At 61.9% G+C, this 12,980-nt stretch carries 11 protein-coding genes and 1 tRNA gene; 5 read left to right on the top strand and 7 right to left on the bottom strand.

Annotation, left to right across the window (positions count from 1 at the left end; translation table 11 throughout):
* The first annotated feature begins 17 nt into the window (after positions 1-17).
* From D0T21_RS19645 to D0T21_RS19630, 4 genes are all read left to right on the top strand, one after another.
* The gene (locus D0T21_RS19645; RefSeq protein ID WP_116991511.1) at positions 18-1,070 is read left to right on the top strand and encodes a DUF3304 domain-containing protein; all 1,053 of its coding nucleotides are present in this window, start codon (positions 18-20) and stop codon (positions 1,068-1,070) included.
* A complete protein-coding gene (locus tag D0T21_RS19640; protein WP_116991512.1) occupies positions 1,070-1,438 on the top strand; it encodes a hypothetical protein in 369 nt (122 codons plus the stop codon). Before D0T21_RS19645 ends, D0T21_RS19640 begins: the two co-directional genes overlap by 1 nt.
* Before the next feature lie 54 nt (positions 1,439-1,492).
* The gene (locus tag D0T21_RS19635) at positions 1,493-2,122 is read left to right on the top strand and encodes a hypothetical protein (protein WP_116991513.1); all 630 of its coding nucleotides are present in this window, start codon (positions 1,493-1,495) and stop codon (positions 2,120-2,122) included.
* 69 nt (positions 2,123-2,191) lie between these two features.
* The gene (locus D0T21_RS19630) at positions 2,192-3,751 is read left to right on the top strand and encodes a S10 family peptidase (protein ID WP_229211553.1); all 1,560 of its coding nucleotides are present in this window, start codon (positions 2,192-2,194) and stop codon (positions 3,749-3,751) included.
* Between the two features lie 45 nt (positions 3,752-3,796).
* Here the strand turns inward: D0T21_RS19630 and D0T21_RS19625 are convergent.
* The 7 genes from D0T21_RS19625 to ybiB form a co-directional block, all read right to left on the bottom strand.
* Positions 3,797-3,875: transfer RNA gene (locus tag D0T21_RS19625), tRNA-Ile, on the bottom strand.
* Between the two features lie 102 nt (positions 3,876-3,977).
* Positions 3,978-6,218, bottom strand: coding sequence for an RNA polymerase sigma factor RpoD (rpoD, locus tag D0T21_RS19620; RefSeq protein WP_116991514.1), 2,241 nt, complete (start codon positions 6,216-6,218; stop codon positions 3,978-3,980).
* Positions 6,219-6,708: 490 nt separating this feature from the next.
* Entirely contained in the window at positions 6,709-8,505 is a 1,797-nt protein-coding gene (gene dnaG / locus D0T21_RS19615) for a DNA primase (RefSeq protein ID WP_116991515.1), read from the bottom strand.
* Between the two features lie 94 nt (positions 8,506-8,599).
* The gene (locus D0T21_RS19610; protein WP_116991516.1) at positions 8,600-9,049 is read right to left on the bottom strand and encodes a GatB/YqeY domain-containing protein; all 450 of its coding nucleotides are present in this window, start codon (positions 9,047-9,049) and stop codon (positions 8,600-8,602) included.
* A 141-nt stretch (positions 9,050-9,190) separates the two neighbouring features.
* Positions 9,191-9,403 carry a 30S ribosomal protein S21 gene (gene rpsU, locus D0T21_RS19605; protein WP_008451879.1) on the bottom strand — a complete coding sequence of 71 codons (213 nt, stop codon included), beginning with the start codon at positions 9,401-9,403 and terminating at the stop codon, positions 9,191-9,193.
* Positions 9,404-9,597: 194 nt separating this feature from the next.
* Entirely contained in the window at positions 9,598-10,806 is a 1,209-nt protein-coding gene (locus tag D0T21_RS19600) for an NAD(P)/FAD-dependent oxidoreductase (RefSeq protein WP_116991517.1), read from the bottom strand.
* Positions 10,807-10,855: 49 nt separating this feature from the next.
* Positions 10,856-11,845, bottom strand: coding sequence for a DNA-binding protein YbiB (gene ybiB / locus D0T21_RS19595; protein WP_116991518.1), 990 nt, complete (start codon positions 11,843-11,845; stop codon positions 10,856-10,858).
* A 74-nt stretch (positions 11,846-11,919) separates the two neighbouring features.
* On the opposite strand from ybiB, the gene D0T21_RS19590 reads away from it, so the two are divergent.
* Complete coding sequence (locus D0T21_RS19590; RefSeq protein WP_116991519.1) at positions 11,920-12,978, top strand: 3-deoxy-7-phosphoheptulonate synthase; 1,059 nt, start codon at positions 11,920-11,922, stop codon at positions 12,976-12,978.
* Positions 12,979-12,980: the final 2 nt, after the last annotated feature.

Here is a 12,980-nt window from a genome sequence, read left to right as displayed (position 1 = left end):
CCTCACACCGGAACGCCATGAAAACCCTGCTCGCCATCGCCACCAGCTGCCTGAGCCTCACGATGCCCGCCATCGGCCAATCGGCCGATGGCGATCCTTTCACCGGCATCTACTCGACCATCGACCCGCGCACCGGCGTGGAGGTGGATTTGCTGAAAATTCGCAAATTTCTGGATGATGGTTATACCGTGTTCATCCGCGGAGAACGCTGGTCCGGGCCGTTCGACGGCAAGGTGGGTGAGCCAGCCCAGCAGTGGGCGATGCCTGGCCCCTTCCCTCACGATCCGCGGGTGGTCACGCTGGCCGTCGACGAGCTCGGTTCGCTGTATCACTTGCCCGCCGGCGCATTTTCCCGCGCGGGCAGATCCGACACCGAATACCTTGCGCAGATGGTTCGGCTGGGGACGGTGGAAATGAAGCGGCGTCCGCTGATCACCGACCACAGAGAGCGCGGCGAACGCGCGGCGAACGATTACAGCGCACTGGACAGCGATCAAAAGATCGCGGTCAGCACCCTGAACTACAGCGCCAAACAGATCCAGATCGGCCTGAGCGACCCGGCCAACAAAAACAACGCGGTCGACACCGATCCGTTGAACGGCTACATGACCAGCGTGCCGAATTGCTGCTTCTACCTGCCGGCCGAGTGGAAACCGTCGTTGCGCGTCAACGTCGAGTACCGCGCCGATGGCAAGCAGAAAATCATGCCGCTGGCCGTGCCGAAGTACGACAGCCCGCGCAACCTGTGGGTCGCGGTGCAGCCGGACGGTCGCGTGGAGATCAGCTTCCCGAATGGCTACGAGGAGGACGACCGGCAGCGCGCCATGCCGGCGCCGCCGCCGGCGGAACTAGCCGTCATCAAGGCCGCCAAGTTAAGGCGCATCAGGGAAAAGGTCGCCGACCTGTCCCATCAGTTGCAGAAAATGCCAGCCGACGCGGCCAGCGAATTCCGCGAACCCCTGCTGGGACTGCGGCAAGAAGCGCGCTACATGGAGGTGCTGTACGCCTGCAAGCAGGCGCGCAAGGAATGCGAAATGGAAGCGCAATCGCAGTCCAGGGAGGTGCATTGATGGCGTCCCTGAAAAAAACATTGCTACTGGCATCCCTGCTGCTGGCCGCATTCAGCGTCAGCGCCCTATCGCCCACCCAGCCGCCAACGAGAAAGCTGACCGGCAGGCTGATGAGCGGAGGTGGCATTGATGATGTGAGCGTTTCCGTGCTCAGTCGCGACAACGCGCCAATCGACGCCTACTGCGATGGCCAATGCGGCGACTGGTTCGAGCCCGCCAGGAACGGCGAAGGGGTCACCCTGCGCCCTGCGCTAATCGGCAAAAAAGTCGAACTGTCTGTCGCCACCGAACGTAACGGCAAGCGCATCGCCGGCCCGGACGAGAACGAGCGGCTGCTGTTCGTCAAAAGCAGCAAGCTGATTAAGTGATGGCCGGACGGCGTCTGTGAGAAAATCCCGGATTGGATTCTACTCGCGACAACAATGCCCATCATCGAACCTATCACCCTGACGCTGGCCGAACTGGCCAGCCGTTGGAACAAGACCTCCAGCCAGCTGATCGAACAAGGCCTGCCGATGTATTTCTACTTCGACGGGCTGGTGTTCGACTTCAGCGACAAATGGCATCGCGCCAACGGCGACGTGAACGAACAGCAGGATCTGGAAGCGCATCAACTGCGCCTGTCCACGGTCGACCTGGACCTGCAACGGCAAGCGCTGCACAAGCGCGGCCTGCTGAAACTGACGCAGTGGGAAGACGCGCTCAGCGACGACGACCTGCGCAATCTGCAAGCCGAGTCAGACCGCCTGCATAAGGAAGTTGAACGCCTGACGGCGCTGGTGAAAGAGCGCAACGAAGAGCGCCAGCGTCACGTCCGCAACGGCCTGTTGCGCGCCGCCCCGCGCACCCTGCGCGACATCGCCCAGCATGGCAAGACCAAATTCCCGCAGTTCGCCTTCATGCCGAACTCACCAGGCGGCAACGAGAAGATTGCCGGCGGCGCCGTGGTGGCGCTGGAGGATGGCTTCCCGGCGAAGACGCTGCTGACAGCGGACGATCTGGTGATTGCGATGCTGGACGTGCGGGCGGTGGAAGCCTCCGACAAAACCTGACCTGCAGCAAACTGGACTGCAAGCCCGAAGCTGAACTACTATTGGTTATTTCACCTCCGGGAGTTGTGTATGAAATCCAAGCTTGCCATGTTGCTGCTGGTGTTGAGCGCGACCGTCTCCGCGCAGGATGCGGAACCCGCGGCGGCGCCCGCCCCCGCCGCGGCCGCACCGGCGCTCGGCAAGGACCGCGCTGCCGACCTGCTGGCCCATGAGCGCGTGCTCAAGGCCGACACCCAGGTCAGCAAGACGGCGCAGGTCGTCATCAAGGGCAAGAGCGTTCCATACAAAGTAACGGCCGGTACCCAGCCGGTGTGGGACAAGGACGGCAAGGTGATCGCATCGCTGTTCTACACCTACTACCAGCGCACCGACGTGGCCGACAAGAGCCGGCGCCCGCTGGTGCTGTCGTTCAACGGCGGGCCGGGCTCGGCGTCGGTGTGGATGCATATCGCCTACACCGGTCCCAAACTGTTGAACCTCGACGCCGAAGGCTATCCGACCCAGCCCTACGGCGTGCACGACAATCCGCACTCCATCCTCGACGTCGCGGATATCGTTTATATCGATCCGGTCAACACCGGCTTCTCGCGCGTGCTGGACGGCAAGAACGACCGCGCCCGCTTCTTCGGCGTCAATGCCGATATCGCCTATCTGGCGGAATGGGTCAGCGCCTTCGTTTCGCGCGAAGGCCGCTGGACCTCGCCCAAATATCTGATCGGCGAAAGCTATGGCACATCGCGCGTGGCGGGCCTGGCGCTGGAACTGCAAAATGCGCAGTGGATGTATCTGAACGGCGTGGTGCTGGTGTCGCCAACCGAGCTGGGCCTGAAGCGCGAAGGCGCGGTGGGCGAGGCGCTGGCGCTGCCGTATTTCGCCGCCACCGCCTGGTACCAGAAAGTGCTGCCTGCGGACCTGCAAAGCCGCGACCTGAAAGACGTGCTGCCGGAAGTCGAAGCCTTCACCGTCGACGAACTGCTGCCGGCGCTGGCCAAGGGCGGCTTCCTCGATCCGCAGAAAAAAGCCCAGATCGCCGCCAAGATGGCGCGCTATTCGGGCCTGTCGGAAACCTTCCTGTTGCAGCACAACCTGTCGGTGCCACCCGAGCATTTCTGGAAGGAGTTGCTGCGCGCGCAGGGCAAGACCGTCGGCCGCCTCGACTCGCGCTACCTCGGCATCGACAAGAGCGATACAGGCAACGCGCCCGACTACAACGCCGAGCTGAGTTCGTGGCTGCATTCGTTCACGCCGGCCATCAACCAGTACCTGCGCAACGAGCTGCAGTTCAAGACCGACCTCAAGTACGCGCTGTTCGGCGACGTCCATCCATGGGATTTCAAGAACGAAAAAACCGGCGACAATCTGCGTCTGGCGATGGCCGCCAATCCGTATCTGAAGGTGATGATACAGTCCGGCTACTACGACGGCGCCTGCACCTACTTCGACGCCAAGTACACCATGTGGCAGCTCGATCCCAGCGGAAAAATGAAAGACCGCCTGCGCTTTGAAGGCTACCGCAGCGGCCATATGATGTATCTGCGTTCGGAAGACCTGGCCACGTCCAACGAAGACCTGCGCGACTTCATCCGCAAGGCGACGCCGGCGCCGAACGCGCCGGCAAAGTACCAATAAAAAAAGGGGACGAATGATCGTCCCCTTTTTTCTTTATGCAAATTCTGGTGGGCCTCCCGTGAGTCGAACACGGCACCAACGGATTATGAGTCCGCTGCTCTAACCAAGCATGAGCTAGAGGCCCAGGGTCTTGCTTTGCGCTGGGAGCCTGGCAGCCCCTCTAACGCGCGCTCGTTTTTAAAACGAACTCGCGAGGATAAGGGCTAGCCCGGCCACTAGTCAAGTCTTAGTTGCCTTCCAAGAAGCTTTTCAGCTTGTCCGAACGCGATGGGTGGCGCAGCTTGCGCAACGCCTTGGCTTCGATCTGACGTATCCGCTCGCGCGTCACGTCAAACTGCTTGCCCACTTCTTCCAGCGTGTGGTCGGTCGACATTTCGATACCGAAACGCATCCGCAACACCTTGGCTTCGCGCGGGGTCAGCGAATCCAGCACATCCTTGACCACGCCACGCATCGAAGCGTGCAGCGCGGCATCCGACGGCGCCAGCGTGTTGTTGTCCTCGATGAAGTCGCCCAGGTGCGAATCGTCGTCGTCGCCGATCGGCGTCTCCATCGAAATCGGTTCCTTGGCGATCTTCATGATCTTGCGGATCTTGTCCTCGGGCATCTCCATCTTGATGGCCAGCGTCGCCGGGTCCGGCTCGGCGCCGGTTTCCTGCAGAATCTGGCGGGAAATCCGGTTCATCTTGTTGATGGTTTCGATCATGTGCACCGGAATACGGATGGTGCGCGCCTGGTCGGCGATCGAACGGGTGATGGCCTGACGGATCCACCACGTCGCATAGGTCGAGAACTTGTAGCCGCGGCGGTATTCGAACTTGTCCACCGCCTTCATCAGGCCGATATTGCCTTCCTGGATCAGGTCGAGGAACTGCAGGCCGCGGTTGGTGTATTTCTTGGCGATCGAGATCACCAGGCGCAAGTTGGCCTCGGTCATTTCGCGCTTGGCCTTGCGCGCCTTCATTTCACCGGCCGCCATCTGGCGGTTGATGTTGCGCAGGTCCGGCAGCGGCAGCACAACGCGCGCTTGCAGGTCGATCAGGCGCTGCTGCAGTTCCTTGATGGTCGGGATGTTGCGGCCCAGGATGGCGCTGTACGCGTGCCCTGCGGCCACTTCGCCGTCCACCCATTCCAGATTGGTTTCGTTGCCTGGGAAGACTTTGATGAAGTGGGCGCGCGGCATGCCGCACTTGTTCACGGCCACGTCGAGGATCTGCTTCTCGATGTGGCGCACTTCGTCGACCTGGCCGCGCAGCGTGTCGCACAGCTTCTCGACCACCTTGGCGGTGAAGCGGATGCCCAACAGCTCGTACGAGATCGCTTCCTGCGCCTTGACGTAGGCCTTGGAGTTGTAGCCTTCCTTCTCGAAGGCGCGGCGCATCTTGTCGAATTGCAGGGAGATGACGTCGAATTTTTCCAGCGCGGCGTTTTTCAACGCTTCCAGCTGTTCGGCCGAGAAACCGGCGGCGCCAGACGCGCTCGCTTCTTCCTCTTCCTCTTCTTCCTCTTCTTCCTCTTCCTCTTCTTCCTCGTCCTCTTCGGCCGGCGCGGCCGCTACCGGCGGCGCCACTTCATCGCTATCGTCGACCAGGCCGTCGACGATTTCGTCGATCTTGATTTCATCGGCGCGGATGCGGTCGGAGGCGGCGATGATCTCGGCGATCGTCACCGGGCAGGCAGAGATCGCCTGTATCATGTCCTTCAGGCCGTCTTCGATGCGCTTGGCGATCTCGATCTCGCCTTCGCGGGTCAGCAGCTCGACCGACCCCATCTCGCGCATATACATGCGCACCGGGTCGGTGGTGCGGCCGAAATCGGAGTCGACGGTCGACAGCGCCGCTTCGGCGGCCGCTTCGGCTTCGTCGTCGCTGGTGACGGTGGCGACGTTGTCCGACAGCAGCAAGGTCTCGGCGTCCGGCGCGTGCTCGTAGACGGCGATGCCCATGTCGTTGAAGGTGCCGATAATGCCCTCGATCGCTTCCGGATCGACGATATTTTCAGGCAAATGGTCATTGATCTCGGCGTACGTGAGGAATCCACGTTCCTTGCCGAACTTGATCAGGGTCTTGAGTTTCTGGCGGCGGCGTTCGAGTTCTTCCTCGGTGGCTTCCGTGTCCGACGAGAAAGCGTCCTTCAGCAGCGCCTTTTCCTTGGCCTTGCGGTCCTTGGCCTTGGCCTTGTCGACCGCCTTCAGTTCGGCGCGTTCGACCGCGTTCAGCGCGGCGACTTCGTCGTTTTCTGGCTGGAATTCTTTTGGCTTGCGCCCGCGCCGGCCCGGCACTTTGACCGACGGCAGCACATAGCCCGAGGTATCGATGGCAGCGAGCGTGGCCGCGTCGGTGGTCTGGCTGACCGCTGGCGGGTTGCTGGCGACACGCGTTTCCGACTTATCCGCTGTCTTGGCGGACTTCGCGGTCACTTTGCTCGGCTTTGCAGCCGCTTGGGATTCAGGTTTCTTGATTGGCACAGGCGCTTTCGATTACACAACGACTTGCTTATTTAGGATAAAGTTTCTTGCGGCCCTTTCGGGCCTACGTCTTCGAACATGCCGACTGCACAAGTCCGACAATACTACGACTTACTTACACCTGGTCAGACCGACCGGCCTCAACAGAACTCCACCCTCTCATGGCGGAAATTCTACTGCATCAGACACGTGCGTGGGGGCAAGAAACCATGACTAGGTTGGAAAACGAACGGAACGCTCGCTATACAGCGCCGCCGTAGCGCGCTGACTCAACCAAAGCTGGCCCTGGCCGCCGACACCCGTCTTTCCATGCCGATCAAGAGCCTAACTTACTGAAAACAAACACACTCTGAACTGAAAAACGATGCCAAAACATACAACACTTAGCGTTTTATTATAGCACGTCACTTTTCAATTTCCAGAGGGCAGAACCCACTTCCCAGCACTGCAATCATGACAGAAACATTACTACACAAAACGACCTGCAACATTATCGGTTAGCCAACTCCGCCTGCGCCTCGCGCAACAGTTGATCTTGCTGCGCCGTCAGCTCCCGGTAGCGCACGCCGATCTCGTCGGACGACAGGCCGGCCGCGAACAACTGGCTCAGCTCCTGCTTCAACGCTTCGGTCTTCACCTGTCGGATAATCCCGCGCAACTCCATCAGCACCGCGTCGATGTCGGCCTCCGGCTCCTTGACGATCTCGCCGATGAGCGCGTCGTACTCGTCGCCCTGCGACTTCAGGTGCTGGGCAAAGGCTGCGAAGCCGCCGTTCGGCCCCAGCGCCTGAGCCGACGCCACCAGCTGCGCCAGGCGCTCGGCCGGCGCCGCGCCAAAGTAATTAAACGCCGCCAGCGCCGCCGCATCGATATTCAGCGCCAGCGGCGGATGCGCCACCAGCATCCGCACGATCTGCAACTCCAGCCCCACCGGCACCGGCCGCCCGGTGCGCGGCGGCGCCTGGCGGGCGATGGCGACCGGCTTGGCCAGCTCGAACAGCGCCTCGATCTCGGACGGCGTGGTCTGCGTCAACTGCGCCAGGCCGCGCACGATTTGCAGGCGCAACGCGGTCGGCGTCATCGATTGCAACATCGGCTTAGCGTCGAACTGCGCGCGCGCCCGGCCTTCCGGACTCTGCAAATCATGCTCGCCGACCGCTTCCTTGACCAGGAACTGCGACAACGGCATCGCTTCGTGGATCTCCTGTTCGAACGCTTCCTTGCCGTGGGCGCGGACGTAGCTGTCCGGATCGTGCTCGGTCGGCAGGAACAGGAATTTGATGGTCTTGTTGTCCGTCACGTGCGGCAGACAGGCTTCCAGCGCGCGCCGTGCGGCGCGGCGGCCGGCCTTGTCGCCGTCGAAACTGAAAATCACCGTGTCGGTTTGACGCAACAATTTCTGTACGTGGTTGGTGGTGCAGGCGGTGCCCAAGGTCGCGACGGCTTGCGGGAAGCCCATCTGCGCCAGCGCCACCACATCCATATAGCCTTCCGTCACCAGCACATAACCCGCATCGCGGATCGCCTGGCGCGCTTCGAACAAGCCATACAGCTCGAATCCCTTTGAAAATAAAGGCGTTTCGGGGGAATTCAAGTACTTCGGCTCACCGTGGTCCAGGACCCGGCCGCCAAAGGCGATGACCTGGCCTTTGGTGTTTTTAATCGGAAACATCACGCGTTCGCGGAAGCGGTCGTAGCGTTTGCGATTGCCGCCGTCCTCGTCCACCTTGTCGATCACCAGGCCGGCCTCGGCCAGCGCCACGACTTCGTAGTCGGGGAAGATCGAACGCAGATTGTCCCAGCCGGCCGGCGCGTAGCCGAGGCCGAAGCGGGCGGCGATCTCGCCGGTCAGGCCACGGTTCTTCAGGTAGGCGATGGCGTCGCTGGCGCCGCGCAGCTGGGCGCGGTAAAAGTCGCTGGCGCGCGTCATCGCCTCGGTCAATGCCAGGCTTTGCGCGGCCATTTGCGCGCGCTGGGCCGGCGGAATCTTGTCGTCCTGCTCGGGTACCACCATGCCGACGTTTTGCGCCAGGTCTTTGACGGCGTCGACAAAGCCCATGCCGGAATATTCGATCAGGAAACCGATCGAGGTGCCGTGGGCGCCGCAGCCGAAGCAATGGTAAAACTGCTTGGTCGGGCTGACCGTGAAACTGGGCGATTTTTCGTTGTGAAACGGGCACAGGCCCATGAAATTCGCGCCGCCTTTTTTCAGCTGCACATAACGTCCGACCACGTCGACGATGTCGACCCGGTTCAGCAAATCAGAAATAAAGGATTGTGGGATCACTGGGCTATGCGGTCTTGTTATGGATCAGACTATACCGCCGCGCTAATCCGGTTTTGACACGGATCAAGCTGCGGCGGAGGGAACTACCGGCGCATTATGCCGGGGTCAGTGCTTTCTTGACCAGTGCGGACACCACGGTCATGTCGGCACGGCCAGCCAGCTTAGGCTTGACGATGGCCATGACCTTGCCCATGTCCTGCGGACCGGCGGCGCCCGAGGCAGCCACGGCGGCGGCCACTTCGGCGGCGATTTCCTCGTCGGACAGGCCGGCAGGCATGTAGGCGGTCAGCACCACCAGTTCGGCTTTTTCGATGTCAGCCAGGTCGGCGCGGCCGCCGGCTTCGAACTGGGTGATCGAATCCTTGCGCTGCTTGATCATCTTTTCCACGATGGCCACGGTCTGGTCGTCGTTGACTTCGATGCGCTCGTCCACTTCCTTGCGCTTGATTTCCGCCAGGATCAGGCGGATGGTCGACAGGCGGCCGGCTTCCTTGGCGCGCATGGCGTTTTTCATGTCTTCGGTGATTTGTTCTCTCAAGCCCATGGCGTAGTTTCTCTCAAAAAATTGTTGGAGTAAAAATGCGAAAACCCGCTGCGGCGAACCGGAGCGGGTATCTTCCAGATGCAGCAAGATACAACCCGAGGCGTAAGCGCCATACTACCGGGTTGAATCTGCAGAGCAGTCTTAGAACAGTTTTTTCGGCAGTTGCTGGCTGCGGATGCGCTTGTAGTGACGCTTCACTGCAGCTGCCAGCTTGCGCTTACGCTCAGCCGTTGGCTTTTCGTAGAACTCGCGTGCACGCAGTTCGGTCAGCAGACCGGTTTTTTCGATGGTGCGTTTGAAGCGACGCATTGCGACTTCGAACGGCTCGTTTTCTTTAAGGCGAATAGTGGTCATGTAAAAATTCAAACCGTTTGAGGTTATAGGGAGAAAGAGACTATAGCAGCTTTTGCAGGAAAATGGAAGACGCCTGGCCATCTGAACGGCCAACCGTAAGGCTTTGACTGCAAAAACAACGCGGCGTATGGTGCAATCTTTCAGGAACTTCAACGATTGCGTGACGCCACTAACTTCCAGAGACAGTCAGTATATCAGACTGCTTGCCCCGCCGCCACACCGGATGCCCATGCCCACTGGAAATTGTAGCCGCCCAGCCAGCCGGTGACATCGACCGCCTCGCCGATGAAATACAGGCCCGGTACTTTGTTGGCCATCATGCTCTGCTGCGACAGCTCGCGGGTGTCGACGCCGCCGCGCGTGACTTCGGCTTTCTTGTAGCCTTCCGAGCCGTTCGGGGTGATGGTCCACTGGTTGACGGCCGCGCCCAGCTTGCGCAGCTGCGCGTCGGGCAGGTCGGCCAGGCGCGCGTCCAGCGCGAAACCGTGCGCCAGCAGCAAGCCTTCCGCCAGACGCGCCGGCAGCCATTGCGACAACACATTGCCCAGCTGCTTCTTGATCGTGCCTTTGCCTTCGATCAGCGTGGCGGCCAGGTCCAGCTCGGGAATCAGGTTGATGACGATAGGCGTGCCCGGCGTCCAGTACGAGGAAATCTGCAGGATCGCCGGGCCGGACAGGCCTCGGTGAGTGAACAGCAGGTCTTCGCGGAAGCGGCCGCCGGTCGGGTTGCGGCCCTTGAAGGAGCCGGTTTCCACGTCCACTTCCAGCGCGATGCCGGCCATTTCCACGAACGGCGCCCATTGCTGCGGGTCGAAGGTCAGCGGCACCAGCGCAGGGCGCGTCTCAACCATGCGCAAGTCGAACTGCTCGGCGATGCGGTAGCCGAAGTCGGTCGCACCGATCTTGGCGATCGACAGGCCGCCGGTGGCGATGACCACACTGTCGGCTTCAATTTCACCGGTGTCGGTTTGCAGCACAAAGCCGCCCTCGTCCGCCTGCGCCAGGCTGGTGACTTTGCACGGCATGCGCCAGTGCACGTCGCCGCCCGCGCATTCGTCTTTCAGCATGTCGATGATCTGCTCGGCGGAGTCGTCGCAGAACAGCTGGCCGCGATGTTTCTCGTGGTAGCCGATGCGGTGCTTCTTCACCAGCGCGACGAAGTCGGCGGCGGTGTAGCGCGACAAGGCGCTCTTGCAGAAGTGTGGATTCTCGGACAGGAAGTTGGCCGGACCAGCGTTGATATTGGTGAAGTTGCAGCGGCCGCCGCCGGAGATGCGGATTTTTTCCGCCAGCTTGGTGGCATGGTCGATCAGCACCACGCGCTTGCCGCGCTGGGCCGCCGTCGCCGCACACATCATGCCGGCCGCGCCCGCGCCGATTACCGCTACATCAAACTTTGCCATATCAAATCCAATCGTCCAAAGGCGTATTGTACTTGACCGGACCGCCCGCTTACTCGATCGGCTCGCTCACCCGCTGGCGCGACTGCAAGGTGCGCGACACCAGCATGCACTGCGCCACCTGCTCGGCGATCGACGGCGGCACCGGCACATCGCCGTCCAGCACGGACTGGATCCAGGCCGCCGTGGTGGCCGCGTCCTTGTCTTCCGGCAGCAGCGGCAACTCGCCCACCAGGGTCTGCTTGGGCACCAGCGTGGTGCGCAGGCCGCCGTGGAACCAGTCGATCTGCTGCGCCTTGTTGGCGTTGGCCACGGTTTCGCCCTCGGTGCCGCGCATCAGGAAGGCGTCACCGCGCTCCGGCAAGGCCGCCGTAGTGAAGTATTCGCCCAGCATCTCCAGGTATTCCGGATGGGTGTACGACACCAGCCGCAGCGCCGGCCCGGCGAACGGCTGCATGATCTTGACCAGCGTGTGCGTCGAATTGCGCACGCCCAGCCGGCGCCGCAACGACAGGAGGTAGGCCAGCTTGGGCGCCAGCACGTCGATGGTGATGAAGGCCGGATGCCCTTGCGACATGGCCTCCTCCGCCTCGGACCGATGACGCGCGGCAGGCAAGCCCAGCGCCTCGAACACCTCGGCCGTGGCGACCCGGCCGGCGTCATGCGCCACGCCGTGCACCAGCACCGGCACGCCTTCGCGCGCCAGCAGCAGCGCCAGCAGCGGCGTCAGGTTGGCCATCTTGCGGGCACCGTTGTAGGTCGGAATGCAGACCGGGGCGAACTGGCCCGGCGGCGCGCTGAGCGGTTCAAAAGCGGCCTCTGCAGCATCGAGGAAGCCGGCGATCTCTTCCACCGACTCGCCCTTGATGCGCATAGCCAGCAAAATGCCGCCCAGCTCCAGCTCGGAAACGCGGCCGTCCAGCATGGCTTCGTACAGATCGTGGGCGTCGTCGCGGGTCATGCTGCGGGCGCCGTTTTTGCCGCGGCCTATTTCTTTGATGAAACGTGCGGCCAGGAATGGTTCGGTGGAGTGTGTCGTCATGACGTCAGCTTAAACCAGTCCGCCGCATTTCGGCTACACTATCCCTCCCCCGCAATAAATATACGTAGAGAATCATGATCTCCCCAGATATCGAAAACATCAACGTCACCTCGTTCGCGCCGATGCCGTCGCCGGAAGCCTTGCACAGCAAGCTGCCGCTGACCGACAGCGCCTCGGACACCGTGATGAAGGGCCGCGAAGCCCTGCGCAACATCATCGACCGCCAGGACAAGCGCCTGTTCGTGGTCGTCGGTCCATGCTCGATCCACGATCCCGTGGCCGGCCTGGATTACGCCCGCCGCCTGAAAGCCCTGCAAGCCGAAGTGGCCGACACCATGCTGCTGGTGATGCGCGTGTATTTCGAAAAGCCGCGCACCACCACCGGCTGGAAGGGCTATATCAACGATCCGGACATGGACGATTCCTTCCGCGTCAACGTCGGCATGGAAAAGGCGCGCCAGTTCCTGCTGGACGTATGCGAGCTGGGCCTGCCGACCGCCACCGAGGCGCTCGATCCGATCTCGCCGCAATACCTGGGCGACCTGATCGCCTGGACCGCCATCGGCGCCCGCACCACTGAATCGCAGACCCACCGCGAGATGTCGTCCGGCCTGTCGACCCCGGTCGGCTTCAAGAACGGCACCGACGGCGACATCAGCATCGCCATCAACGCCATCCTGTCGTCGGCGCATCCGCACTCCTTCCTGGGCATCAACGCGCAGGGCAACGTGGCGATCGTGCGCACGCGCGGCAACGCCTACGGCCATGTGGTGCTGCGCGGCGGCGACGGTCGTCCGAACTACGATTCGGTGTCGATCGCGATTGCCGAGCAGGCGCTGGCCAAGGCCAAGCTGCCGGCCAACCTGGTGGTCGACTGCTCGCACGCCAACAGCTACAAGAAGCCGGAACTGCAACCGCTGGTGATGGCCGATGTCATCCACCAGATCGCACAGGGCAACCAGTCGCTGGTGGGCGTGATGATCGAATCGAACATCGTCGGCGGCAACCAGAAGATCCCGGCGGACCTGAGCCAACTGAAGTACGGCTGCTCCGTCACCGACGGCTGCATCGACTGGGAAACCACCGAGAAGATGCTGCTCGACGCGCACAAGCAACTGAAGAACCGTCCGTAAGT

It is taken from the genome of Duganella sp. BJB476, assembly GCF_003416895.1.
GTDB lineage: Bacteria > Pseudomonadota > Gammaproteobacteria > Burkholderiales > Burkholderiaceae_D > Rugamonas.
This window is presented reverse-complemented; position numbering and strand designations above follow the sequence as displayed.